Source organism: Pseudoflavitalea rhizosphaerae (assembly GCF_003991355.1).
GTDB classification, from domain to species: domain Bacteria; phylum Bacteroidota; class Bacteroidia; order Chitinophagales; family Chitinophagaceae; genus Pseudobacter; species Pseudobacter rhizosphaerae.
This window is the reverse complement of record NZ_RCSU01000003.1, coordinates 87,787-111,956: the sequence shown is the minus strand read 5'-3', so window position 1 is coordinate 111,956 and position 24,170 is coordinate 87,787. Positions and strand designations below refer to the sequence as shown.

The window sequence follows — 24,170 nt, the reverse complement described above, 5'->3', positions numbered from 1 at the left end:
CATGCTCAATAAACTGAAAAATGAAATAGCGCATTTCAACAGTCAGCCGCACAATTTCAGGATCCTGATCCTCACCAACCTGGTGTATGCGATCGTGCTGCCGGTGATCGATATCTTTGTAGCGGCTTATGTGATGCGCAATTCCAATGATCCCACCAAAGTGGTGATCTACCAGCTAACGATCTATACAGGTATTCCGCTCACTTTCTTACTCAACGGCTACCTGCTCAAATATTTCAATATCCGTAAACTCTATTCCATCGGTATGATGCTGAGTGCCGTGAGTATGGTGGTGATGATGAGTCTCAAAGAGCTCGATCTCACCGGTATCGGTATGGCGGGTATCATTATGGGCATGAGCTTCGGATTCTACTGGGCGAACCGTGATTACCTGGCACTGGCCATCACTAATGATAGTAACCGGAATTACTACTACGGTGTAGAGACTTTTTTCTATACCATCATTGCCGTGATCGTTCCCGTAGCCATCGGCTGGTTCATCGAATCACAGGGTGCTGCGGAAAAAGTACAACGTGCTTACCTGATCATCACCGGACTGGTGTTTGTGATCACCGTGATCGCATCTATCGTTTGTTTCAGGGGGAACTTCACCAATCCCGTGCAGAAAAAATTCATCTATTTCAAATTCCATCCACTCTGGTACAGGCTGCTCTTTTTGGCGTTGCTGAAAGGATTGGCGCAGGGTTTCCTCGTTACAGCTCCTGCCATGCTGATCATGCGATTGCTGGGCAAGGAAGGCGCACTGGGCACTGCACAATCCATCGGGGCTGTAATTGCCGCCGTGATGATGTACGTGATCGGCAGGATGACCGGGCCGCAACATCGCGTGAAGATATTTGCAGCAGGTTTGATCTTCTTTACACTGGCTGCTTTGGCCAATGGCATTCTTTTCAATGCCACCGGTGTGATCATCTTCATGTTATTCCTCTTGCTGGCCAAGCCGCTGATGGACCTGGCTTATTTTCCCATCCAGTTCAATGTGATAGATGTATTGTCGAAGATCGAGAAGCGAAGCGAGTTTGCGTATATTCTCAATCATGAAGCAGGACTGTATGTTGGCCGCTTCCTGGGAGCAGGCACATTCCTGTTACTGGCTTACGGCTATTCAACGGAAGTGGCGCTTCGATATGCTATCATCATTATTGCTGTGTTGCAACTGAGTTCCATTTGGGTTTCCAAACGGATCATCAAAGAATGCAAAGCTTTGAACGATGGACATGAAGAAGATAAAATCACCGCACCTGTACTGGATCCGGTGCATACTCTATAAATTTAATCCGTACAATTTCTGGTAAGTATGAAACATTCACTTTGGTTTTTACTGGCAGGTTTATACATAAGCGGTTGCTCGGAAAATGGCGGCAAACCCGTGGAACAGAAAAATATTGCAAGAGTGGATTCCATGTCCGCCATTCCGCAGCCGCTGAACATCATCGATTATGAACAGCTCGCTTTGAAATTCGACAGCACCGTGTATGATTTCAATGCGCAGGGCGAGTTCTGGCCATTGGTATGGATCGATAGCAGCAGGAAGAATTTTGCACAGGATGTGGTGGGATTGTATACGGCTATGGGCGATGCCCGCCAGGGGAGGAACAATAACAAGGGTATGTTCCATGAAGCGCTCGCTACCATGGGAGGCGTGCTGGGCGGTACTTTGGTTGGCATCAACAAAGCCAACCAGGACAACCTGGATTATGTGGGTATGCTCAGGAATTATTTCAACCGGGAAACCGGCTGGAATATCATGATGAACAATACCTGTCCGGAAGTGGCATTGCTCGGTGGTGGATATGGTCGCGACTGGTGGTACGATGTATACCCGAATGTTTTGTTCTACGCCATTTACGATAAATATCCGCATGCTCCGGGATTCGATACGCTCGCGCGCAGCATTGCCGATAAATTTTACCAGGCAGATTCCGTACTCAATGGAAATTACAATTATTCATTTTTCGATTATGCGAAACTGAAACCAGTTACATCGCATATCTGTCCGCAACCCGATGCGGCGGCAGGTCATGCATACGTTCTGTATGCCGCCTGGAAAAAATTCAGGGAGGAGAAATATTTGAAAGCAGCCAGGAGTGCACTCAAGGCGTTGCAATCACAACCATCCAATCCCACTTACGAAGTGCTGATGCCTTTCGGCGCCTTAATGGCGGCGCGTTTGAATGCCGAGCTGGGAGTGCAGTTCGATCTTGAAAAAATGATCAGCTGGAGTTTCGATGGAACGCCCAAATGCCGTGAGGGCTGGGGCATACTGGTGGGTACCTGGAATGGTATGGATATCTCCGGTATCATGGGAAGTACGGTTGACCATGGGGGTTATGGCTTCCTGATGAATACATATGATGCGGCCTGGCCTCTGGTTCCGCTGGTGCGTTATGATCAGAGTCGTGCCAATGCCATCGGCAAATGGATGCTGCATGCCGCCAATGCCGCAAAACTTTTTTATCCTGATCATATGCCAGCGGAGCATCAGACCTTATACAACAGGAGGGAGATCACCAAAGGTGTGATCGGATATGAAGGGATTGTGCAGCGCAGCACTTTTGATCAGTATGCAAATATCAAAGCGCCGGTGGCGCAGGGAGACGGCCCCAATTGGGTGCCGGGAAAGAATCCCGATGTGTCGCAGTTCAGCGTATATGGCAGCGCTCATGTGGGGATCTTCGGCAGCATCATCCGCAAGACCGATGTGGATGGGATATTGCAATTGAATTTGCTGGCCACTGATTTCTTCAGGGCCGATGCTTACCCTTCTTATCTCTTTTACAATCCGTATGTAGAAAGTAAAACGGTGACGATGAATCTGGAAAAAGGGAAGACTTTCGATCTGTACAATGCAGTTACTGCCAGTATTATTCAGAAAAATGTTTCGGGTTCTGCAACTATAAAAATTCCTGCAACAGAATCAGCAGTGATCATCTGTGTTCCTCCGGGAGGGAAGCAAACGGTTGACGGCAATAAATTAAGCATCGATGGTATTGTGGTGGATTATCATTACCAGCGATAGCAATGAAAAGCAAATTGAAAAGCCGCCCCATTTGAGGCGGCTTTTGTTTTATTATTTCACTTCAGTGAAATAGAACACATTTCCTTCCGGTGTTACCTGTAATACGATATCGCTTGTACCGCGCTGCAATTCGATGAAGTAATTGTCTTCATCCTGGAACTGAAGGCCGTAGAGCATCATGTCTGTTTCGTTGTATTCATTATCATCATAAAGTATTACCCTTCCTTTCTGATAACCGGCATATTTCTTATCGATATATTTCTGTGCTGATTGCGGAAGATCATTAAAGGTTTTTGGAATTACAGTACCTACAAGCTCCGACTTATAATCGTAGTAGGCTGTCTGATGAATGCCATCCAGGTTGAAGCTGGCAATATCATAATACTTATCCCTGTTCCAGCTCACATCCGTTGCATTTGAGAAATCTCCCAGGAATGCTTCCTTCGCTTGAAAAGCCGGTTCATTGCCTTCCAGCTTTCTTAGTTCCTTTCTTTCACTTTTCTTTTCCAGGTGTTTCTCATGTTTCATTTCTTTTTTTGAATCCTGTGCGATGTTTTGTGCATTGGCGGCCAGTGTAACCACAGAGGCGGCAAACAGGATGATTAACTTTTTCATGGCATGATAATTTTTGTTTAACCAATATTTGAACCGGTGCCGGTGCAATGGTTTAAAGCGGCATGCTCCCGTAACAATCGAATAACAATTCAAGGCTCCGGAGGCATTTTTAGAGGGTTCAGGGTCATTCCTTTCCAGTTCCGCTATTGCAGGCTTTCAAAATGGATAAACTGGTTGTCAATTAGAGGCTAATTGACAAACTGATCAGATGAAAATGAAACCGACGCTTAATCTTCTCATCCTGCTGCTTGGCTGCCTGTTGGCGGAGGCACAGCCATTCTGGAAAACATATCCTGTTCCCAACCGACCGCAACAACTGAAAGATATTGTGGAGGCTGGCAATAATGGCTATGCCTTTATCCGTGATCACAGTTTTGTGCTCGTCAATAAAAATGGGGCCCTGCAAAAAGAATGGGTACCGGCAGCTTTTGCCGACCTGCCCTTCGAGAAGCTGATCAGGACCAGTACCGGCAAATTCGTGATCTCTGCTAACAGCATTGGATTGCCCGGTTTCTGGCTGTTCATTTTGTCGGAAAACGCGGAACAGGAAAAAGTATACCAGTACCAGTTTGATGAAAAAGTAAGAGCTGTGAAGATTTTGCCTGCGGCCAATGGGAATTTTTTTCTCACTTATGTAAAGGAGATCGAAGAAAAGCCCGAACGCCTGCAGGTGCTTTACCTGGATGGAACAGGACAAAAGATCTGGCAAACAGAAATACCGGAAGGTGTATTCTTCAACTATGCTTTACAACCGTCAGTGAACGGTGGATTGGACATTGCTTATACAACACCCGGCGAAAGAAAGCTGAAAGTAGCTAATATAACAGCAACCAACCAGCGAAGTGAAAAACAATTTTCGACCTTGTTCATGGATGGCGAGATGTACCTTCCTTCCTTCTTTTGCAAAAGCCCCGATGGGGGGTACCTTTTTGCCGCTACAGAAGCGGTTTTCGGGATGCTTGACAATTCTGATCTTCTGTTTATGAAAGCTGATGCCGATGGAAAGACCATGTGGACCAAACTGGCAGATATCAGCATGAATGATGAAATGGCGGGGTTTCAGCATGATGCCAATGGTTATATCGTATTGTCCGCTTCCGGATGGAATGCCAATTGGTACGACCTGGAAGGCAGTTCTGACCTGGTGTTGAGCCGTTTCAACTGGCAGGGTGAACTGCAATGGAAAAAGGCATTTGGAACAGCCGGGAATAATGAATATGCGAACGCTTTGCTGCTCACTTCCGATGCGATCCTTGCCGGTGGATGGGCCAGGTACTTCGGGCAACCTGATGCTGCGCCACTACTGATAAAAACCAATCTGAAGGGCGAATTGAATGATGCTGTATTTCCCTATTCCATTCAACCCGCTGCATCTCTGAAAAATATTCAGGTACCCCTGGCTACCAGAACGCAGGAAATAATACATACGCTGGCGCTGCCGGGTGGCGGCTATATCGCCACAGCCAAACTGATAGGAGTAACTGAAGAGGATTATATGGCCTGCCTCATTAAAATTAATGCAGCCGGAGAATTTGAATGGGTGAAGATGTTAAGCGACATCACTTCCAGTCCTGGCAGGATCTGTGCTGCTTCCGATGGCAATTTCCTGGTTTTGCTGACGGAGTATGATACCGGCGTCAGCATCGAACAGGTACTGAAATTGCGGCCGGATGGGGCCGTGATCTGGCGTAGCGACATCTGGGCACGCCATGTTGATGATATTGCGGCCTCGAATGATGGTGGCTGCTATATATCAGGTGCAGAGACAGATGGCATGGTACAATTCAATGTATTTATCATGAAATTGAATGCCAATGGATCGGAGGCCTGGAGGAAACCTCGCGTTTTTTTCCGGTACAATACAAGAGCCAGCAAGATCTGTGTTACGCCGGATCAGAAACTGGTGGTAACAGGAGAAGCAACACGGACTGATGGTACAGGGCTTCCAGGAATCTACCTGTCGCAAAGTACACTTGATGGAGATGGCCTCTGGGCACGTGTATATGTGCGTACCGATACAGTAATGGCGGCACAGAGCCTGTTGGCCACAACAGACCTGCATTACTTGGTGGCCGGTTATGCTGAGTCAACGTTGTCGGGTAACCGCGATGCATTGCTGATGAAAGTGGACCGAACTGGCGCAACCACCTGGGCAAAGACCTTTGATATTCACCTTACCGATAACAGCAACAGCCTGCTGGAAAGAGGCGATACTGCTTACTGTCTGGCAGGTACTACCGGAGAGCCTGTATTCGGTACCAGGAAAAAATATGGTTTCCTCGCCAATATCCGTAAGGACGGCACAAAAAATGTGATAAGATATTTTGGAAATGGCGATCCGGAGTTCTCCGTCAATAAACTGTTTGATGCAAGCGGAGGGCGATTGCATTTTATCGGCAACAGGGAAGAACAATACGGGAATTCATCAATTTATTTTGGAACGCTTGACCCCCTGGTGCTTTCAGGAAATGAGGTGGATTTGAATAATGGTATAAAACTATTCCCTAATCCCGCGAAAGGGACAAGCTGGCTGGAATTAAACAACAGTTTTGCCGGTGAAATTCGAATATTGGTTACCGGTATAAGTGGCTTACCTATAAAAACTGTGATAATGAAAAAACATACTGGCAGCCTGGTAATACCATTGAACCTGAAACAGGTGCCGGCAGGTGTTTACCAGGTTGTGGTATGGATGGGAACAAAAAAGGTAGTAAAACAGTTACTGGTGATCCCTTAAAAATTTAATACTACTATTATTTACATATGACAATGGAATGTTGTGATAGGTGCAGATTTGCACTCACAACATTCCATTATGACTATACTATTCCCACAGCATTCGATAAAATTCAGAACTATCCACCGTACAGGAAAGCAGACCCTGACAGCACCCTTTGGTGTCTCCCGCATGCCTTCCGCAGCACCTTTCCCCCAGTATTTCCACCATTCAGCACCAACTAAGCATACACTCATGGCGCATTTAACCAGTTTATTTTTCTCATTTTCAATAAGATATTTTCTGCGGGATGCTAATCTCCGATCATTTCCAGAATTCCTTCATTGCGTATGATCATCATACCCTGGCGGTCTTCGGTTATGCCTTCCTGTAATTTGTAAGTATATCTCGGTCTAGCCCCTTCCATTACCGTAGGCATGTATACGAACCGGATATTATTTGTATCCTTCAACGCTTCACCAACTTCAATGATATGAGTGCTAACAATGAAGATGCAATCCTGGTATTCTGAAAATGCTTCTGTTACGGCGAGTGTACCATCATAAGCATCTTTCACGTTGGTGCCTTTGAAGAGTTCATCGAACATCAGCAGAAGCCTTTTGCCGCTGGCGGCCGCTTCAGCTGCCTGCTTCACACGCACCACTTCCGCGTAGAAATGGCTGTAGCCAAGACTGATATTGTCCGCCACGTTGATACTGGAATAGAGCCCTTCACGAACTGAGAATTCCATTTGCGAAACTGCTAATGGGAATCCCATATGCGCCAGGTACATGGCAATGCCCACGGATTTCATGAGTGTGGATTTACCCGCCATGTTGGCGCCGGTCAGAAAGATCACATTGCTCTGTTCCTGCATATTCAGGTTATTGCCTACGGCTTTGTCGATGCAGGGATGACGCAGGTCCTGCACAGCAAATACGTTCATCTCTTTCGGTAATGCCTTTGCATAGGCGAAACCTTTGGAAGCCGCTACGGAACTGATGGCGATATTCACATCCAGCTCATAGATGAATTCCAGTATTTCATTTATTTCTTTTTCCAGTTTTCCTTTCAGCAGGTGATCGTAATGCGCGAGGGCGCTTACCGGAAGGTCTTTGTAAATATCCGTGTTGCGGAGTTTGGTAAGCTCCGGGTGGGAGAGGATCTGCTTTGCAGCCTGCACGCGTGCTGTAAAGGGCCCTCCCTTCGGGAGCAACAGCTCCGCAAAGGCATTGCATTTGTTGAGCGTTACAATAGTGGCCTGCAGCCCTTGTACGATCTTCCGGTAACGTTCATCACGCGTGAGGGAAGAAAGCATCTTTTTCATGAACGTACCTGCCAAAGCGGCCATCGCGCTTTTCCCGGCGCCACTGTCCATATACTCACGCATAATGTTGAGTTGCGGAACATCGAAAGGGAATTGGAGTGCAGCATCCTGGAAGAAACGGAAAACGCTGCTGCGCTGGTTGATGCTTATTGCATCCTGCAGCGGGCTGCGGAACATTTCATCCAGCAATCGTTCTCCGCCTCTTGTTTTTACGTGGTTGAACAAATGGTACACCGATCCCTGCCTGAATTTTCCCAGCAGGTTCAGTTCATCCATCGTTTGCCTGTCTATACTAAAGCTCATGGTTGTTGGTTTTGTTTGGCTGTTGGCAGCATTATAGAAATATTGGCGCTATACTTTTGGGGTTGCCAGTCGCTTGCCTCCCGGCGAGTGACTTCTAATTGTTCGCCTCCGGCGAACACCGCATCGCCGGAGGCGACTAAACAAAAGTCACTCGCCGGGAGGCGAGCGACTGGCAACACCCTGATGCAAATCATACAGCGCGTTTACGCCCGTTTTTGAGAATTTCGAGGATACCTTCGTTCCGTATAATGATCATACCGTGCCTGTCCTCTGTAATACCTGATTCCAGCGTATACGTATACTCGGGAGTATGTCCATTCATCCTGGTAGGCAGGAAGCGGAACGCGATGGAAGGGGCTGCCTGCAGCTGTTCACCGGCCTCTACAATATGGGAGGAGATAATGAAAAGGCTGTTCTTCTTTCCGGCAAATGACCTGGAAATGGCCACTGTGGCTTCATGTGCATCCTTAACGTTCGTACCGCGGAACAATTCATCGAAAATGATAAAAAGAGATTTGCCACTGCTCAATGCAGCCGCTACTTTCTTTACCCGCAATACTTCTGCATAGAAATGGCTTGCGCCGATACCCAGGTTGTCTGGCAGATTAATAGTAGTATAAATGCCATCCATAACCGAAAACTCCATTGCCTTTGCAGCTACGGGGAATCCCATATGAGCGATGTACACAGCTGTACTGAGTGCCCGCAGGAAAGTGGACTTTCCTGCCATGTTCGCCCCGGTGAGGAAGATCAGGTTATTGCCTGCATCCATTTTCACATCATTGGGAATGGGTTGTTTCAGTTCCGGGTGGTAAACGCCTTCCAGTTGCAGCTGGTTACTGCCTTTATCGAGCGCTTTGGGAAAGATGAATTTCCTTTCAGTGGCCACCCTGGCCACTGAAAGGTATACGTCGAGATGATAGATATGTCCCAGCAGTTTTTCGATCTTGCTTCGTTCACGCGTTCTGAAGAGGAGATCGTAGGCAGATATGGCGGCGTAGGCCAGCTTGTTCTTGAGCTGTTCCCTGAATACCGGTTCGAAGGCGGGATCAGAGAGAAGACCTTCGATGCTCTTACGTTCCTGCTCCCATTCACTCACGGCAATGATGGCTGGCATACTGATGAACTGCTTCGTTTCCTGCATCAGCTCTATCACGGCGGCAACACCATTCTGAACGTCTTTATCACTCAGTGTTTGCTGGTTGCCGGATTTCGATTGTGCATCGGCGATAGACAGGTACTTTTCGGCCATATCGAAGATGGATGCATTGAACGGGAAAGCCAGTTGCAGTTTAGCCATATTACCGATAATGCCGGCGCGTTGGTTAATGGCTGACCGGTCTGAGAGCGGGTTGCGAAACATGGCTTCCAGCACCTTTTCTCCACCGCGCGTATGTGTGTGGTTATAGAGATCGTAGATACCGGCATTGTCGCGTTTTCCAAATATCCTCAGATCTTCGATCGTTTGCTCGTCGGTATGTAAGTTCATTATTCTACTTTTTTATTGTCGTTTACGGCGGATCAGGAGAACGGTGGCGATGATCAGGATGAGGGCCGGCAGGATCCAGATATAGATGTACTCCATGGTTTTGGCCGGCACTTTTCCGATCTTGAGCAAATCGTCGATGGGAGCGGGTTTTGGGGCATAGATGGGAAAATTATTATAATCCATCCAGCTGAAAGCGCCGCGTGCGAGAAAACTACCACCACCTCTGAGATTGCTCATGAAATCAGCATCACCGAATGCGATCAGCCTTTGTTCCTTATTATTGATCTTCCTGATAAGCTGCACACCGATGGGGAAGGAATTCATACGGATATCACCTTCCTGCGGACTGAATACAGGGGCTGCAGAATCAGTTACCAGCGGCCCCATTTTCAGCCAGGCTTTACCGGCAGAGGTGAGTAGTACCGGTTTAATATTCCAGTTACCGGTATCGGAATAGGTTAAAGGCGCTACGCCGGGTGTAAGTACTTTGAATGTATCCTTTCCTTTCGATTCTTTCAGGTCCAGCAGGAACTTTTCTTCCGCCATCTCTGCTGCAGTAAGGGTTACATAGGGTGTAACCATATGAGGCATCTCATGCTGGCTCAGTTGCACCAGTGTGCCGTTCATCATTTTAAGGCCCATCGGTTGCAGTAAAGGATTGAGCATTTGTTGCTTGCCGGGCTCTCCGAGGATCATAGCATTGCCGCCTGCATCGATATACTGACGGATCTTTTCTTGTTTCGTTTCACTCAGTGTTGTCTTCGGATCGGCCAGTACAAGGATATCCGTTCCGGCAGGAACATCCTGTGTATCGAGATTGACAGTATCCGTATCGAAACCAAGATTTATGAGCGACATACGGTTGCCGATCTCTCTCGAATGTGAACTGTATTCACGTTCGCCGAGTTTATAGATATTGCGTTCCAGATTACCCATGGTGTACACCACCAATGGCATCGTATCCTGCAACAGGCGTTTGAATGCGGCAGACACCTGCATTTCACCGGGCCAGAATTCAGAGTCGTTGAATGTTCTCAAAAAAGTGCTCTTGCCTTTGTAATCCACTTTCATTACCAGACGATAACCTTCCTTTGAAAGATCGATCTGTTTGCGGATCTCTTCAGGAGGCATGTACCTGCTGAAACGTTCATTGGCGCCTTCGGCATTCAGTGCTGCAATGTCTTTGAGCGTTTTACCGGGGAATGTTCTCAGTGCGGCACTGTCGCCATCACGGATATCATAATAGTAAACATATTTGAAATCGATATTGGATTTGAACCGAAGGTATTTTTCCCAGAGCGTCCACATGTATTTGTTGCGCGCAGCAGGGAATCCGTTGGTGCTGCCATCTCCCATAAGATTGGTATAAAGTGTAACAGTCATGGGCTCTTTACCCAGTTCCTTTACTACTTTCTGTGTATTCGGGTGAATGGTGTTTATCTGGTCGCGGGTGGTATCCCAGTAACCAATAAGCGCAGGTCTGGAGAAAATATATCCGAGGCCCAGGGCCAGCACGGTTACTGCAAGATAACGGCTGGTCTTGATATACCAGGGTTTGATCTCGCGTGCTCCTTTCAGTTTGAAATACGTGAAGCAAAGGAACATGGTAACGATCAGTATAAAATAGATCACATCATTGGTAGTGATAAGGCCCACCAGCATTTTGTTGGTCCTTCCGGAGATGGACAGGAAATAAGTGATGTCCCTCACAAAATCATATTGCTGCCAGAGCCCGCCAATGCGGTCCAGCACAAACACTACAATGAAAGTGCCGATAGCAGAAACGATCTGATAGGTGGTGAGGCTACTCATGAAGAGACCGATGGCCGTGTAAGTGCACATCAGCAGGAAGAAGCCGAGCACGGCAGCGCCGAGCAGACCGGCATCCACATTCTTCACATGGAAAAGACTGGACACCAGGAAGATCCCCAGAATGGCTACCAGGATCAGATTGTAGAGCATCACTGCCACATATTTTCCGAGTACGATATCCCTGGTCCTGATCGGAGAGGAGTACAGTAATTTGATGGTGCCGTTATTGATCTCACGGCTGATCAGTCCCATGGTGAGCAACGGAACAAAGAGGAACAGATTGCGCAATACGCTAACGAAGATCCCATCTGAGCTGAGGAAGACGCTCATCGTGAGGCTTATGCCCCAGCCTTTGAAATTGGGATTGTTCTGTTGCATGATGTCCTGCCATTTGGCAGCTTCCGTAATAGGAGTAGCATAGAACACTGCGCATTGCACCATGAAGGCGATGGTGAGGAACCAGGCTACCGGTGAGAAGAAGAGATTACGCAGTTCGGTTTTGGCAACTTTGAATATCATTTTCATGACAGGTATTATGAGTGGGATTGGGTAGATAATTGTTTGAAAATATCATCGAGCAGGCTCTTGTCGAGATTGATCTCGCGGAGTCTCCATTCATGTTTGATGCTGGCGGCAACCAGTCTTTCCGTGATCTCTTCACCGCCATCGAAATAGATGCGGATCTGTTTGTCTGAGAGGAATTCCACTCTTGTTACGCCTTCTATCTGTTGCAGGTCGGCGGCGGTGGGTGGATTCTCCAGGCGTGTGAGCACGCTTTGCGGTTGTACATAATTGTTGAAAGCATCCATTGAATCGGAGAAGATGATCCTGCCTCCTTCGATCATCACTACTTCACGGCAGAGCAGGTGGATCTCGGAGAGGATATGCGAGCTGAGCAGCACAGTATGTTCTGTGGCGATCTCGCGGATCAGTTTCCTTACTTCGATCAGCTGGTTGGGGTCGAGGCCGTTGGTGGGTTCGTCCATCACCACCAATTTGGGTTTGTGGATGATGGCCTGTGCAATGCCTACGCGCTGGCGGTAACCACCTGAAAGATTCTTGATCAGCCTGCTGCTGAAATGCGCAATGCCACAACGTTCTTTCGCTTCATTCACTGCAGCTTTCACCTGGTGTTTCGGGATCAGTCTGAGTTCTGCCGCGTAGCTGAGGAATTCATCAACGGTGAGATCTGTGTACAGTGGCGGGTTCTGCGGGAGAAAACCGATGGACTTCCTGGCTTCCCGGGGATTTTGTCTTGTATCTTTTCCATCTACGTACACGGCGCCTTCCGTCTGGTTCAGCACACCACAAAGGATATTCATTGTAGTGGATTTACCCGCGCCATTGGAGCCAAGTAATCCCACCACACCTGTCTGGTTTATTTCCAGGTTGATATCCCGGATGGCCCAGGAACTGCTGTACTTGTGTGAGAGATGCTCGATCTTTAGAATAGTACTCATAATAAGTATGTGATGAATGAATGTTTTGGTTCAAGGCAATAGAATGCCGTATGCGACTGCATTTCAGACTGCCGGTTGCCGGTTGTCTGCTATCCTGTCTATGCTTGCTGAAAATTTTCCGGTTGCCCGGTTTGTGCGGATCTGCAGATCCGCCTGTATCATTATGACGCCCCTCAAAAAGAAATGGGTGGCTGTCTGCTGCAAAAAAATTACAATTTTGGGCTACATTTATCCCGCAAATCCCTGACCATTCCACTAAATCTTTCCTTCTTGTATACAAATCCTGCTCTCAAAAGGGTTAGGAAAGTATTGTAAAGATGTATTCCGGTTTTACCGATATTGAACTGATGCGATTGCTGAAAAGCAATGATGAAAAGGCTTTTAATGAGATCTACAGCAGGTTTCAGGGCCTGTTGTTTGTTTATGCCGCACGCATTACACGCAATGATCATGAAGCTGCGGATATGGTGCAGGAGGTTTTCATGCAGCTCTGGGACAAGCGCGCTGCACTGGAAATCAGCACTTCCCTCAAAGGATGGCTTTACACAGCCATCCGTTATAAATTCTTCGACAGACTTGATAAAAAGAAAGTAAGAACAGACTACCTGCAATCTCTCCAACAATTCATGCAGGAAGGCCAGTACAATACAGATGAATATCTCCGCCACAGGGAACTGGAAACCCTGATAGAACAGGGGATCACGGCCCTGCCATCCAAAATGCAGGAAATATTTTCGCTCAGCAGGAAGGATGAGCTCAGTCACCGGGAAATCGCAATCCGCCTGCAGGTGTCTGAGAAAACAGTGAAAAACCAGGTGCACAACGCGTTGCGCATTCTTCGTTCCAAACTCGGTCTGTTCGGTTTTCTCCTCTTTTTCCTTCGTTGATAATTTTTTTCTGCTGTCTGGGCCCCCCGGCTTTTTCATCCTACATATACGCAGGAACCTTGTTATTATCCTTTATGAAGCAATTACCAGAAGATATTATACGGAAATATTTGGATGGGCGCTGCACTGAGGAAGAGAAAGCGCTGGTGGAGAGCTGGCACCTGAAAGATCTGTCGGGTAGCCATCACTTGCCTTCCGAAGATGCTGTGCAGCAGGCTCATGATGCAGGACGGATGGCACTGGCGGAACATATTGCCGCTACGCGAGCCCGCAAACCTGTACGCCGCCTCTGGCCGGCTGTTGCAGCCACCGCAGCCGCTGTGCTGCTCATTTATGCCGGCGTTCGCTTTTATGCTTTCTTCAGGCAGGATGAACAGGTGAAACCCGCAACAGCAAAGGAACAGCAGCTCATTCCTGCAGGCCGTGACGGTGCGGTGCTCACGCTGGCTGATGGCAGCGAACTATTGCTTGACAGTGTGGGCAATGGTTTTATCACCACACAAAATGGCAGCAGTCTCAGCCTGCAGGAAGGACAATTGAAATATGAAAAGGGAACAGCGGACAATGAAAAGATCAGTTTCAATACCATTTCCACACCGCGCGGAAGGCAGTTTAAAATTGTATTGCCCGATGGCAGCAAAGCATGGCTGAATGCCGCGTCTGCGCTTCGTTATCCCACTTCATTCAATGGTCCATCGAGGGAGGTGACGGTGTTTGGTGAAGTGTACCTGGAAGTCGCGAAGGATCCATCCAGGCCTTTTGTAGTGACCACTACCAATAATGCCATGAAGGTGGAAGTGTTGGGCACCAGTTTCAATGTGAATGCTTACGAAGATGAGCCGGCGCTCAGTACAACGCTGCTGGAAGGAAGTGTAAAAGTGAGCAGCGGAACAGTCAGCTCCTCCGTTGTATTGCAGCCCGGGCAACAGTCGCAGCTGAAGGCCGGGATGCCTGTGCGTACTGTACCGGTGGATGTGAACCAGGTGGTGGCCTGGAAGAATGGCGTGTTCAATTTCCAGGATGCAAGTCTGGCCAGGATCATGAGGCAGCTTTCACGCTGGTACGATATAGAAGTGGTGTATGAAAAAGGAATTCCTGACCTGGTGTTTGAAGGAGAAGTGAACAGGGATAACAGTTTACAGGAAGTAATGAAAAGCCTGGAAGGTCTGGGGGTGAAATACAGGCTGGAAAACAATAGGCTGGTGATATTACAATAAGGTCTAAGTCAGTATTAACCATACAAACAATTGCTCAACCAAAACACTAACGCTTATGTGCACCTGAAAGAATAGTTTGCCTGAAAAAAGAACGGAGCCGTTCGCGGCGGCCGGAGCACCAATATGCAGTTTCTTTTCTTTCCTTCCATTATTGAAAAGCAAGTGCCGCGTTATACATATCAATTGCAGGAAGGGATCTCCGCTGACCGCCATGGCATGATGATCATTGCCAATGAGGGGATAGTGGAAATCATAAAAGCTAAAAAAGTGTCGCCCGCAGGGATTTTCGGTTAGTCATACTGTTACCTTTCAAATCAGCTACTGGTTCGATGGAATAATTTCCGTAAATTGGTTTTCCATTTTTACTGGATTGTCTTTATTGAACCAATATGCACCAGGTCCTTCGTGAATATATCAATAAACATCTCAATTGTCCGCTTACAGACGAAGAATTTGAGCCCATCGAGGCTGTATTTGCTTTCAGGAAATACAGGAAAAAGCAATACCTGCTGCAGGAAGGCGATGTGTGCAAATATCTTTCCTTCATTCTCAAAGGCGCGATGCGCCAATATACGGTAGACCCAAAGGGCAATGAACATATTCTCCGCTTCGGGATCGAAGGCTGGTGGATGATGGACAGGGAGAGCTTTGAGCTGGAAACTCCCTCCATGTACAATATCGAAGCCTGGGAAGATGTAGAACTGCTGCAGCTCCGGCGCGATCATGCCGTAACGCTGTACGAGAACTCGGCAGCTTTCCGGAAAATGACGCAGGAGCTGGACAAACGTGGCCAGATCGCCAACCAGAAAAGGATACATGGAGCTATCAGTCTCACCGCCGAAGAGCGTTACCTGGAACTGCTCAAATCACATCCCGTATTCTTCCGGCGATTTCCTCAAAATATGATAGCCTCTTACCTGGGCATTTCTCCCGAAACGCTTAGCCGGATCCGTAAAAATGCCTTGTCGAAGTAATCCTCCCTTTTGACGGACGGGTTAATCCCGGCCTGCCACTTATACTCATAATTGCTTGTAGATCCAATGTGGATGCGTGTTTGCGCATTGTCTGATGATTGCCTGCCGGCATGCAGCCGACCCTTGTTCCCCAAAATGTCAAGCGGGAGGATTGACCTTTGTCAAGCTGCTTTCTTGTGGTTTGTCATTGGAAAAGGGGCCTGCGTAATAGCATCTTTGTGTAGTCAATCAGTGATAACGATAAAACTAAAAAAGATGAAACAGACACCTGGCAATACGGATAACACAGCTCTCCTGGTAACTACAGTGTTGCACAACTGGAACCTGCAAAACCAACGCCTGGACGCGCTGCTGGAGCAACTGAGCGATGAAGACCTGGCGCTTGAAACTGCCCCCGGAAGGAATACCGGAAACTGGTTGCTGGGCCATCTCACTGCGGTAAGCGATGGTATGCTGCCCCTGCTCGGTCTGAGAGACAAACTTTATCCCTGGCTGCAACACATCTTTATCGATAATTCCGATAAGGCAGGACTGGATTTTCCACCCACAGCAGACCTGAGGGAATTCAGGAAAAAAGTAAACGAAACGCTGACGGATTATTTCAATGTGATGCAGCCACAGGATTGGCTGAATCGCCATCAGGCCGTTAGTGAAGAAGATTTCCTGCATGAGCCGCACCGCAATAAAATCGGGATGCTGATCAATCGTACGGCTCACCTGGCCTATCATCTCGGTCAACTGATCTACCTGAAAAAATAGACAATCATCAACCTCAATACAAACACATAAAATCAACCAGATCATGGAAACGTTAACCAACACCAAATCAAAACACATCCTGTTCGTAACCGGAGCCTTTGTTACCCATCTCGGATGGAAACCCTGGCAGGAATATTTTGAAAGCAGAGGCTTTAAAACCGTAGCTCCTGCATGGCCTTTCAAAGATGGTACTCCTGATGAACTTCGCAAAAGACAACCTAACGATACAGACCTTGGTCTCCTCACTCTGGATGAAGTGATCGATCACTACGCCAATGTTGCCAAAAGCCTTCCTGAAAAACCTATCGCTATCGGTCACTCGCTTGGTGGACTGATCACACAGATCCTCGTGAACCGTGGTATCGTTGCCGCAGCAGCAGTACTGCATCCCGTACCTCCATTGGGCGTTTTCCCATACGAGTTCTCATTCCTGAAAGCAGGATGGAAATCATTAGGTCTCTTCACTTCTACCAAAAAGACCTACCTGATGAGTCTTAAAGACTGGCAGTATGCATTCGTGAACGGCATGACACTTGAAGAACAGAAAAAAGCCTGGGAAGAAAATACCATTCCCGAATCTAAAACTGTTGCCCGTGGCGGTTTATCAAAAGCTGCAAAAGTAGACTTTAAAAAACCTCACCCGCCATTACTGATCATTGCCGGTAGCAAGGACCATATCATTCCTGCTCACCTGAACCGCAGGAACTACAAAGCCTACAAAAAAGAGAATGGTTCTGTTGTCGACTACAAAGAATTTGAAGGCGTCAATCACTTCGTGGTAGGGCTGCCCAGCTGGAGAATGCAGGCAGATTATATCTATGACTGGTTCCAGCAACACGCATAACAAACCCAAATTAACGGCAGCAAATAATAAGCAGATTTGTTCACAGTCATCGTATTCTATTTACTTAAACAATTTCAAAATACTTTTTTTATGTCAAACAAAACTTTTCAGTCTATAGATGCAGCTACTGATCCTGCAATCGAAAAAAATGTAAGGAATTTTCTGAAAGCCCTCAACAGTGGCAACGGTAAACCGATGGAGGAAATGCGGTGGTTGGGTGCTGGGTGATTTCCCAACTCACAAACGTTTTGTGAGAGACCTGGTAGTGTATTCCGGCGTAGCCGCTGTATTTGTTGAGTACAGCCGTTCTCCCGAAGCAAAATATCCTACCGCTATCAACGAGGTCTATGCAGCGCTCAAATGGACTGCTGCCAATGGCAATGAGATCGATATCGATGGAAGCAGGCTGGCGGTAGTTGGAAACAGCGTTGGCGGAAACATGACAGCAGCCATTGCCCTGATGGCCAAAAACAAAAAAGGACCTGAACTGAAATTGCAGGTATTGTTCTGGCCCGTGACTGACGCCAATTTCGATACCGATTCTTATCGTCAATATGCGGAAGGCAGGTTCCTGACCCGCAATATGATGAAATGGTTCTGGGATGCCTATACCCCGGAAGAGAACAGGAATGAGATTTACGCATCACCGTTACAGGCCAGCCTGGAGCAATTGAAAGGATTACCCCCCGCCATTGTACAGACAGCTGAAAACGATGTGCTCCGCGATGAGGGCGAAGCATACGCCAGAAAACTGGATGAAGCAGGTGTGCCCACCACTTTGCTGAGGGTATAGGGTCAGATCCACGATTACGGCCTGCTCAATCTCCTGGCGCAAGTGCCTTCAATGCAGGTAGCGCTTCGTCAGGCTGCCGGCAGCTATTTGCCGGCAGTTTTTTTGTCCGTTTTTTACAATCCTGCGGATGGGAGAATGCTGAATTTTACAATATCAAAAAATAGAAATATGAAAAAGATAATCAGCATCCTCAGCATCTTATTTGTTTCTGCGAATTTGATAGCGCAAACAGCTCCCGTTAAACCCGAAATGAAAATGAATGCCGGTATCGTAACTAAAAAACTGGCGGAAAGCAAAAATTTCTACATCAAAACACTGGGCTTTGAACTGGTTTTTGAGAATGAGTTCTATCTGCTGCTCAATTCACCGGGCGGGCAGGCCAGTCTCAGTTTCCTGCTGCCCAATCACCCTTCCCAACAACCGCTTTTTCATAAACCTTTCCAGGGACAGGGCATGTATCTCACTATCGAAGTGCCCGATGTAGACAAGCTATACGAAGAAATCAAAAAGAAAGGAGTGAAGATCAGGATTGAGCTGCGTGATGAGCCCTGGGGCGACCGCCATTTTGCTATCGAAGATCCAAATGGTATCGGTATTGACCTGGTGACGTATAAAGAGCCTGAAAAGAAATAGAAAACTGTACATCAGTGTTCCGGAGCTATTGCATTGTATCATTTGCCTGACTATTTTTGCCTGCCCTAAATAAATGATACAACTACAATTTGAATTTATGAATCTCGAGGCATTGGAAAAGTCAGGACAAATGATGGATGAACAGGTTTACTGGCAGCTCATCCAGGATTCACTCAGGGAAACTGATGGTCAGGAAGAACAGGAAGAATACCTGGTCAACCGTTTAAAAGTGATGAATCCGCAGGATATCATCGGATTCCATCTTCGAACCGGGTCTTTGATGGTGAGGTCTTATTTGTCTGAGCTCTGGTGCGCTGCATACATCAATAATGGCGGCTGCTCCGACGATGGTTTTGAATACTTCAGGTGTTGGTTGATCTCAAGGGGCAAAGAAGCCTTCTTTACCGTGCTGGAAAAACCAGACAGATTGCTGGAGTTCGCCAATGAAGACCCGGATGAGTACGAATGTGAGTTCGAAGGCTTCGGTTATGTAGGCGTGTATGCTTTTGAAAGGAAGACAGGGAAGTCTATCTATTCTCATATCGAAGACAGGCTTCGCGATGCTTCTGAAGGATATGCGCCCATCAACTTCAATTGGGAAGAAGATAATCCGGAAAGTATGAAAGCGATCTGTCCTGCATTGTTTGCAGCGAGGATGGGAGCTGTTTAGAAATATCAGGTCATGAACTCTGAAGGCGTTTTGTTTGTCCAGCGTTTGAAAGCCCTGATAAATGCGCTGAGTTCGTTGTATCCAAGAATATGCGCTACTTCCTTTACCTGGTATTGTTTGCTGCTGAGGTAATTGATGGCCAGTGTTTTTCTCACTTCTTCCACTATTTCCAGGTAAGTGGTCCCTTCCTCTTTTAGTTTACGTTGCAGGCTTCTGGTGCTGATATTAAAATTGGCTGCCACGGATTCCTGTGACACCAGTTGCAGGTAGCTGTTAGTGAGCAGGTAATTATAGATGCGGGTATGCAGGCTGCTGTCTTTTTCCGTTCCCTTCAGGGCTACGCTGATCTGTTGCAGCAGGTGTTGCTGAATGGCGTAATTGGCCGTGAGAACAGGTTCTGTCAGATAGCGGTTATGCAGTTCAATAGAAAGCAGGTCAGTGCTTTTCCGTACAGGGCAACGCAGGATCCTTTCATATTCATGCTGATTGCTGAGCGGGTAGGGAAGCTGTACAGTAACAGGCGTGATCTTTTGCAGCAGTAATCCATCCATCTCATGTACCACTATCACCGAGAGATAATCTGCCATATGCCTGAATGCAAAGGGCCATGTTTCAGCTTTTGATTTATCGTACAAAAATAGAATAGTGAAATGTGTTTTACCGCGATCGAGTTTCATATCGAAGATCTCTGTGATCAGTGGAGTCATGGCGCCTGCATTCATGAGTGCGTCCTCCACTGTATTGCTGGTCTGTACGATCTGGCCGATGATGCCGAGAGCGGCCAGTTGCATGGATTCACCAAAATGCAGTCCAAACAACGGATCATTGCTGAGATGAGCTGCATTTTTCCAGAGACTGTTGATGGTGGCGCCATCGTAACGGATGGCTGCATCCAGCTGTAATTCTTTCAGATCGATGCCAGACAGTTCGCAGAGCCTTAGCGAATCCACTCCTTTATGCACCGCGTAGCCCAGCAGCGCCAGTATGAACCTTCTCTGGAAATTTTCCATTTGTTTATTTTTCTCAAAGATAGCGGGCCTTTCTTCCGTTGCGAACAACCTGGCGGAAAATGGCAGAATACTGGCGGGTAATGACTCCCTGATGGCGCATGCGGCGGAGTAGCTTTGTTGAAAATTAAAACATATGTCACCATTAAAAACAACCCTGTTGGTAAATGCGATCAGTTCCGGAGCTACCGGATTACTCCTGGCCCTCTTCCCCGGAATGGCTGCCGGTATCTTTGGTATCAGCGATACTGTCTATTTTGTTGAAGTTGGTATTTTCCTGGTTTTGTTTGCTGCCTTTGTGGTGTTTGTTGCCACCCGGAAACCTGTCAGCCTGAGAGCTGTAATGCTGGTCACCACTCTTGATCTGCTCTGGGTACTGGTCAGTATTGTAGCGGTCTTCCTGCTGGCGGGAACTATATCAACCATCGGGAGCATATTGATCATTGCTGTTGCTGCCTGGGTAGCATTGATGGCTTTTCTTCAATTCAAAGGAACTTATGCTGTCAAATCAGGAATATAGAATTGAGTGAACGGATCAGGACGTCCCCTGTTCTGATCCGTTCCTTACTGCCATACTGTTCCCATTTCCATTCGCGTTCATATGTCCATTACCGTTATTGTGCTGATCTGCTGCAATTGCCTCCAGTAAAAAACTGTTGAGTGATGTTTCTCCGGGGATATTGAGCTTCCTTCGCAGGCGGTAACGGCTGGTTTCCACACCTCTCACGGAAATGCCCATCAGTTGCGCGATCTCCTTCGAAGTAAGATTGATATGCAGATAGGCGCATAATTTCAGGTCGGTGGTTGTGAGCGATGGAAAATGTTTCTTCACGGAGTTCAGGTAATTGCTGTGCACTTCATCAAAGTGCCGGGCAAAATGTTCCCAGTCCTCATCCTTGTTCTCGGCTTCTTCAAGCAGGCGCATTACTTTTCTGAAATTACCGATATTGAGGGGCGGGTCGTGTTTGGTAATGGCCTGTACCAGTTTCTCCCTGATCTCCGATAATACTTTTCCTCTTTCCACCAGGTGCATCGTAACAGTAGCCAGCTCCCTGTTCTTGAACATCACATCTGATTCCAGTTTTTCATTTTGCACCTGCATCAATTCCTTTTCATTCCTTTCCAGTTCCAGTTGATGAAGCGAGATCAGATGTTCCTGTTCTTTCTTGTGCTTGATCTGCTGGTTGGCGAATTTGCTTTTTTGCCTTTTGTAAAGCCAATACAGGAAAAACAAAAACAGAACAGCATATACTGTTTTCGCGATCCAGGTCTGGTACCATGCCGGCCAGATAATGAAGGAATATTCAACCGGAGCAGATTCATTGCCCAGGTTGTCTCTTGACTTCACAATAAAAGTGTAAGTACCATGCGGGAGGTTGGTGTATTCCTTTTCCGGTTTTGGGTCCCAGTTACTCCATTCCTTGTCGAATCCATTCAGCCGGTAACTGTATTCGATATTGCTGCCCTGGTCGTATGAGGGGGATGCGAATTCAAAACGAAAATTGTTGTATTTGTTGGGCAGTCCAATGACCTGGTCCTTGCTCTGTTGATTGGCCGGACCGTCCTTACCGGTGAAATAGCCGCCGAAGATGAGACTGTCGTTCTTTCCGATGGTCTTCACCCTGCCGATTGTAACGCTGGGCACAGAAGACAGGCGCAGGTATTTTTTGTAATTGATATGATAGAGGGCTTTCTCTGCCGCGAAGAATACATTCTCTTCATCGTATGGGTAAATGAATTCAAAGCCATTGACGATACTGTGTTTCAGTTCCGGGAAATACACCACGGAGTAAGGCTGTGAATTGGTGGGCTTGTGAAAATCCACAATGGCGGGTACTTTCTGGGACACGAACCAGATATTGCCATATGCGTCTTCCCGCAGGAACTGAATGGGGATGTCTCCAAAGATATCGAAGAGCAGGGCTGATTGCTGGAAGCGGTTGGTGCTTGCATTGAACTCGTACAATCCGTGCTGGGTGGCCACTACCACGCGGTTGCGAATGAAGAACACGTAGTTCTCACAATCGGCGGGCAGGCCATCTTTGGCTGAGAGCAATGCGTATTCCAAAGAATCGCCAGTAAGCCGGATGCGATAGATGCCGCGGTAGGGATGCGAGCACCAGATGGTATTATCGCGGTCGATGGTGATGAACCGCATGGACTCCTGCAGCCCGTTGATATGTTTGGGTTGCGTAAATTCACTGCCGGTCTGCATCATTTTGTAAAGCCCGCTATAGCCGCCGATCAGGAGATCCTTGGTATTACCGGAGGATGCGTATTGCCGGTAGAGCCAGATGCCCTGGTCGCGGATCAGTGGTTGAGTAATGTTCTCCCTGATCAGGAACACACCTTCGTGGTGGCCGAGCAGAAGTTGATCATCGCTTACAGTGAAGCTCCAGACCTGTCCCTTCGTATTTGGGACCAGGCTGAAGCTGCTGCGCGATGCGCTGAAATCCGTGGAGCCGTCCAACGTGGTGGCATATACGCCATCGCTGGTGCCGATATAGAGTTTATTATGGAATACCTGTGCAGCATAACTGGTGAGTTGGTCTTTGTTATGCGGATAGATCTGTTTCACGAAAGTGTTGTAGCGGATCAGGTCGATGCCATTGTCAAGCGCCACCCAGATATTCTTTCGCTTGTCTGCGAAAAGCTGCAGTACGTTATTGTTCTGCATGCCCTGTTCCATACTGAAGCGTTGGATGATGCGGCCATTCTGCCGGCTGATGATAAAACAGCCGTTGGATGTGGTGCCCACGGCCAGTTCCTGGTCTGAGAGCACGATTGAACAGAAGATCCTGCCAGAATGGAAGATGCTATCGGCTTCGGTTTGCCAGGGTATCAGGTGACCTTTATCGATGAGGAAGAGACCATCTTTCAGCGTGGCGATCATCAGTCTCCCGTCCGGATGAATATGCAGCGAGGTCACCAGCATTTTTTTCAGAGCACTGTCCCCGCAAATCGTTTTCCATTTTCCATTATCAAATTGTATCAGTCCGGCATTATAGTCCTGCACATATAATCCTTTTTCAGTTTTGTACATCTTACGCCATTCCGCCGGGGCTGCATGGGTTTTGAAACTATTGTTCCTGAGCTCAAACAACATATTGTTAGTTCTGAACCAGATGGCATTATCATATTCTTCGATATCCCATACATCAGCCATTTGTTTCATGCTGGGAGGCAGCATCGGTTTGAAGGAATGGTATTGAAGTATGCCATTGGCGCCGGGATAGAAATAGCCGAACTCGTCCTGCGCACCCACATAGATGCGGCCGTCTGCAGTGGCCAGCACAGATCTGAGCCTGGTATTATTGGGGATGGGATATACTTTCCAGTAATGGCCGTCGAAAGCCAGTAATCCTTCTGTATTGGCGAAGTACATGATCCCCCGTTGGTCCGTGGTGGCGTCCCAGTTCTGCCCGCCTCCCTGGTATTCCTGTTTGGTATAATTAAGAATATCCGGGAAACCGATGGTGTTCTGGGCAAAGGACCGGCAGGAGATAAGGAAGGCAAGCGCCATAAGCAGTCTACACATGGAGCAATCGTTTGTACTAAATTATACAAAAAATAAATTGAAGTAGTGCCGATGTAAAAGTGAATTATTGATAATCAATGCATAAT

19 protein-coding genes are annotated in these 24,170 nt (G+C 47.4%); 12 read left to right on the top strand and 7 right to left on the bottom strand.

The genetic code is table 11. The features are described 5' to 3' along the window. Position 1: 1 nt before the first annotated feature. Together D9Y29_RS06295 and D9Y29_RS06290 are read left to right on the top strand one after the other, a co-directional pair. Positions 2 to 1,291: an MFS transporter gene (locus tag D9Y29_RS06295; RefSeq protein ID WP_127126152.1), complete on the top strand. Its 1,290-nt coding sequence runs from the start codon at positions 2 to 4 to the stop codon at positions 1,289 to 1,291. Positions 1,292 to 1,318: 27 nt separating this feature from the next. Continuing rightward, positions 1,319 to 3,040, top strand: a complete 1,722-nt coding sequence (locus D9Y29_RS06290) for a hypothetical protein (RefSeq protein WP_127126150.1) — start codon at positions 1,319 to 1,321, stop codon at positions 3,038 to 3,040. 51 nt (positions 3,041 to 3,091) lie between these two features. On the opposite strand, the gene D9Y29_RS06285 is transcribed toward D9Y29_RS06290, so the two are convergent. Next, on the bottom strand, positions 3,092 to 3,655 hold the full coding sequence (locus tag D9Y29_RS06285; RefSeq protein WP_127126148.1) for a hypothetical protein: 564 nt from the start codon (positions 3,653 to 3,655) through the stop codon (positions 3,092 to 3,094). Between the two features lie 208 nt (positions 3,656 to 3,863). Here D9Y29_RS06285 and D9Y29_RS06280 point away from each other — a divergent pair, with 208 nt between their 5' ends. Then, complete coding sequence (locus D9Y29_RS06280) at positions 3,864 to 6,392, top strand: T9SS type A sorting domain-containing protein (protein ID WP_127126146.1); 2,529 nt, start codon at positions 3,864 to 3,866, stop codon at positions 6,390 to 6,392. A gap of 292 nt (positions 6,393 to 6,684) precedes the next feature. Here the strand turns inward: D9Y29_RS06280 and D9Y29_RS06275 are convergent, their stop codons facing one another. The 4 genes from D9Y29_RS06275 to D9Y29_RS06260 all read right to left on the bottom strand — a co-directional run bounded on the left by D9Y29_RS06275 (position 6,685) and on the right by D9Y29_RS06260 (position 12,762). Further along, positions 6,685 to 8,001: a MutS-related protein gene (locus D9Y29_RS06275; protein ID WP_127126144.1), complete on the bottom strand. Its 1,317-nt coding sequence runs from the start codon at positions 7,999 to 8,001 to the stop codon at positions 6,685 to 6,687. Between the two features lie 190 nt (positions 8,002 to 8,191). Next, positions 8,192 to 9,490, bottom strand: a complete 1,299-nt coding sequence (locus D9Y29_RS06270) for a MutS-related protein (protein ID WP_127126142.1) — start codon at positions 9,488 to 9,490, stop codon at positions 8,192 to 8,194. A gap of 12 nt (positions 9,491 to 9,502) precedes the next feature. After that, on the bottom strand, positions 9,503 to 11,827 hold the full coding sequence (locus D9Y29_RS06265) for a Gldg family protein (RefSeq protein ID WP_127126140.1): 2,325 nt from the start codon (positions 11,825 to 11,827) through the stop codon (positions 9,503 to 9,505). A gap of 8 nt (positions 11,828 to 11,835) precedes the next feature. Next, positions 11,836 to 12,762, bottom strand: a complete 927-nt coding sequence (locus D9Y29_RS06260; protein WP_206513727.1) for an ABC transporter ATP-binding protein — start codon at positions 12,760 to 12,762, stop codon at positions 11,836 to 11,838. A 317-nt stretch (positions 12,763 to 13,079) separates the two neighbouring features. On the opposite strand from D9Y29_RS06260, the gene D9Y29_RS06255 reads away from it, so the two are divergent. The 8 genes from D9Y29_RS06255 (at position 13,080) to D9Y29_RS06220 (ending at position 19,539) form a co-directional block, all read left to right on the top strand. After that, positions 13,080 to 13,649, top strand: a complete 570-nt coding sequence (locus D9Y29_RS06255; RefSeq protein ID WP_127126136.1) for an RNA polymerase sigma factor — start codon at positions 13,080 to 13,082, stop codon at positions 13,647 to 13,649. Between the two features lie 74 nt (positions 13,650 to 13,723). Beyond that, positions 13,724 to 14,866 (top strand): FecR family protein, encoded by a 1,143-nt coding sequence (locus D9Y29_RS06250; RefSeq protein ID WP_127126134.1) that lies wholly within the window; start codon positions 13,724 to 13,726, stop codon positions 14,864 to 14,866. A 389-nt stretch (positions 14,867 to 15,255) separates the two neighbouring features. Continuing rightward, positions 15,256 to 15,840 (top strand): Crp/Fnr family transcriptional regulator, encoded by a 585-nt coding sequence (locus D9Y29_RS06245; RefSeq protein WP_127126132.1) that lies wholly within the window; start codon positions 15,256 to 15,258, stop codon positions 15,838 to 15,840. A 255-nt stretch (positions 15,841 to 16,095) separates the two neighbouring features. Beyond that, positions 16,096 to 16,599: a DinB family protein gene (locus D9Y29_RS06240; protein ID WP_127126130.1), complete on the top strand. Its 504-nt coding sequence runs from the start codon at positions 16,096 to 16,098 to the stop codon at positions 16,597 to 16,599. 43 nt (positions 16,600 to 16,642) lie between these two features. Beyond that, on the top strand, positions 16,643 to 17,443 hold the full coding sequence (locus D9Y29_RS06235) for an alpha/beta hydrolase (RefSeq protein WP_127126128.1): 801 nt from the start codon (positions 16,643 to 16,645) through the stop codon (positions 17,441 to 17,443). Between the two features lie 178 nt (positions 17,444 to 17,621). Next, on the top strand, positions 17,622 to 18,236 hold the full coding sequence (locus tag D9Y29_RS06230; protein WP_127126126.1) for an alpha/beta hydrolase: 615 nt from the start codon (positions 17,622 to 17,624) through the stop codon (positions 18,234 to 18,236). 168 nt (positions 18,237 to 18,404) lie between these two features. Continuing rightward, a complete protein-coding gene (locus tag D9Y29_RS06225; RefSeq protein WP_206513726.1) occupies positions 18,405 to 18,869 on the top strand; it encodes a VOC family protein in 465 nt (154 codons plus the stop codon). Positions 18,870 to 18,966: 97 nt separating this feature from the next. After that, positions 18,967 to 19,539 carry a DUF4240 domain-containing protein gene (locus D9Y29_RS06220; RefSeq protein ID WP_164735287.1) on the top strand — a complete coding sequence of 191 codons (573 nt, stop codon included), beginning with the start codon at positions 18,967 to 18,969 and terminating at the stop codon, positions 19,537 to 19,539. Positions 19,540 to 19,544: 5 nt separating this feature from the next. Here the strand turns inward: D9Y29_RS06220 and D9Y29_RS06215 are convergent, their stop codons facing one another. Continuing rightward, positions 19,545 to 20,549, bottom strand: a complete 1,005-nt coding sequence (locus D9Y29_RS06215; protein WP_127126122.1) for an AraC family transcriptional regulator — start codon at positions 20,547 to 20,549, stop codon at positions 19,545 to 19,547. A 133-nt stretch (positions 20,550 to 20,682) separates the two neighbouring features. Between D9Y29_RS06215 and D9Y29_RS06210 the strand changes: the two genes are divergently transcribed. Continuing rightward, positions 20,683 to 21,066: a hypothetical protein gene (locus D9Y29_RS06210; protein WP_127126120.1), complete on the top strand. Its 384-nt coding sequence runs from the start codon at positions 20,683 to 20,685 to the stop codon at positions 21,064 to 21,066. A gap of 15 nt (positions 21,067 to 21,081) precedes the next feature. Here the strand turns inward: D9Y29_RS06210 and D9Y29_RS06205 are convergent, their stop codons facing one another. Further along, positions 21,082 to 24,084: a ligand-binding sensor domain-containing protein gene (locus D9Y29_RS06205; protein WP_127126118.1), complete on the bottom strand. Its 3,003-nt coding sequence runs from the start codon at positions 24,082 to 24,084 to the stop codon at positions 21,082 to 21,084. Positions 24,085 to 24,170 lie beyond the last annotated feature (86 nt).

What these genes read in the sequence shown, in the direction of transcription:
- D9Y29_RS06295 (WP_127126152.1), top strand. Translation starts at nt 2, where the DNA reads ATGCTCAATAAACTGAAAAATGAAATAGCGCATTTCAACAGTCAGCCG.
- D9Y29_RS06290 (WP_127126150.1), top strand. Translation starts at nt 1,319, where the DNA reads ATGAAACATTCACTTTGGTTTTTACTGGCAGGTTTATACATAAGCGGT.
- D9Y29_RS06285 (WP_127126148.1), bottom strand. Translation starts at nt 3,655, where the DNA reads ATGAAAAAGTTAATCATCCTGTTTGCCGCCTCTGTGGTTACACTGGCC.
- D9Y29_RS06280 (WP_127126146.1), top strand. Translation starts at nt 3,864, where the DNA reads ATGAAAATGAAACCGACGCTTAATCTTCTCATCCTGCTGCTTGGCTGC.
- D9Y29_RS06275 (WP_127126144.1), bottom strand. Translation starts at nt 8,001, where the DNA reads ATGAGCTTTAGTATAGACAGGCAAACGATGGATGAACTGAACCTGCTG.
- D9Y29_RS06270 (WP_127126142.1), bottom strand. Translation starts at nt 9,490, where the DNA reads ATGAACTTACATACCGACGAGCAAACGATCGAAGATCTGAGGATATTT.
- D9Y29_RS06265 (WP_127126140.1), bottom strand. Translation starts at nt 11,827, where the DNA reads ATGAAAATGATATTCAAAGTTGCCAAAACCGAACTGCGTAATCTCTTC.
- D9Y29_RS06260 (WP_206513727.1), bottom strand. Translation starts at nt 12,762, where the DNA reads ATGAGTACTATTCTAAAGATCGAGCATCTCTCACACAAGTACAGCAGT.
- D9Y29_RS06255 (WP_127126136.1), top strand. Translation starts at nt 13,080, where the DNA reads ATGTATTCCGGTTTTACCGATATTGAACTGATGCGATTGCTGAAAAGC.
- D9Y29_RS06250 (WP_127126134.1), top strand. Translation starts at nt 13,724, where the DNA reads ATGAAGCAATTACCAGAAGATATTATACGGAAATATTTGGATGGGCGC.
- D9Y29_RS06245 (WP_127126132.1), top strand. Translation starts at nt 15,256, where the DNA reads ATGCACCAGGTCCTTCGTGAATATATCAATAAACATCTCAATTGTCCG.
- D9Y29_RS06240 (WP_127126130.1), top strand. Translation starts at nt 16,096, where the DNA reads ATGAAACAGACACCTGGCAATACGGATAACACAGCTCTCCTGGTAACT.
- D9Y29_RS06235 (WP_127126128.1), top strand. Translation starts at nt 16,643, where the DNA reads ATGGAAACGTTAACCAACACCAAATCAAAACACATCCTGTTCGTAACC.
- D9Y29_RS06225 (WP_206513726.1), top strand. Translation starts at nt 18,405, where the DNA reads ATGAAAAAGATAATCAGCATCCTCAGCATCTTATTTGTTTCTGCGAAT.
- D9Y29_RS06220 (WP_164735287.1), top strand. Translation starts at nt 18,967, where the DNA reads ATGAATCTCGAGGCATTGGAAAAGTCAGGACAAATGATGGATGAACAG.
- D9Y29_RS06215 (WP_127126122.1), bottom strand. Translation starts at nt 20,549, where the DNA reads ATGGAAAATTTCCAGAGAAGGTTCATACTGGCGCTGCTGGGCTACGCG.
- D9Y29_RS06210 (WP_127126120.1), top strand. Translation starts at nt 20,683, where the DNA reads ATGTCACCATTAAAAACAACCCTGTTGGTAAATGCGATCAGTTCCGGA.
- D9Y29_RS06205 (WP_127126118.1), bottom strand. Translation starts at nt 24,084, where the DNA reads ATGTGTAGACTGCTTATGGCGCTTGCCTTCCTTATCTCCTGCCGGTCC.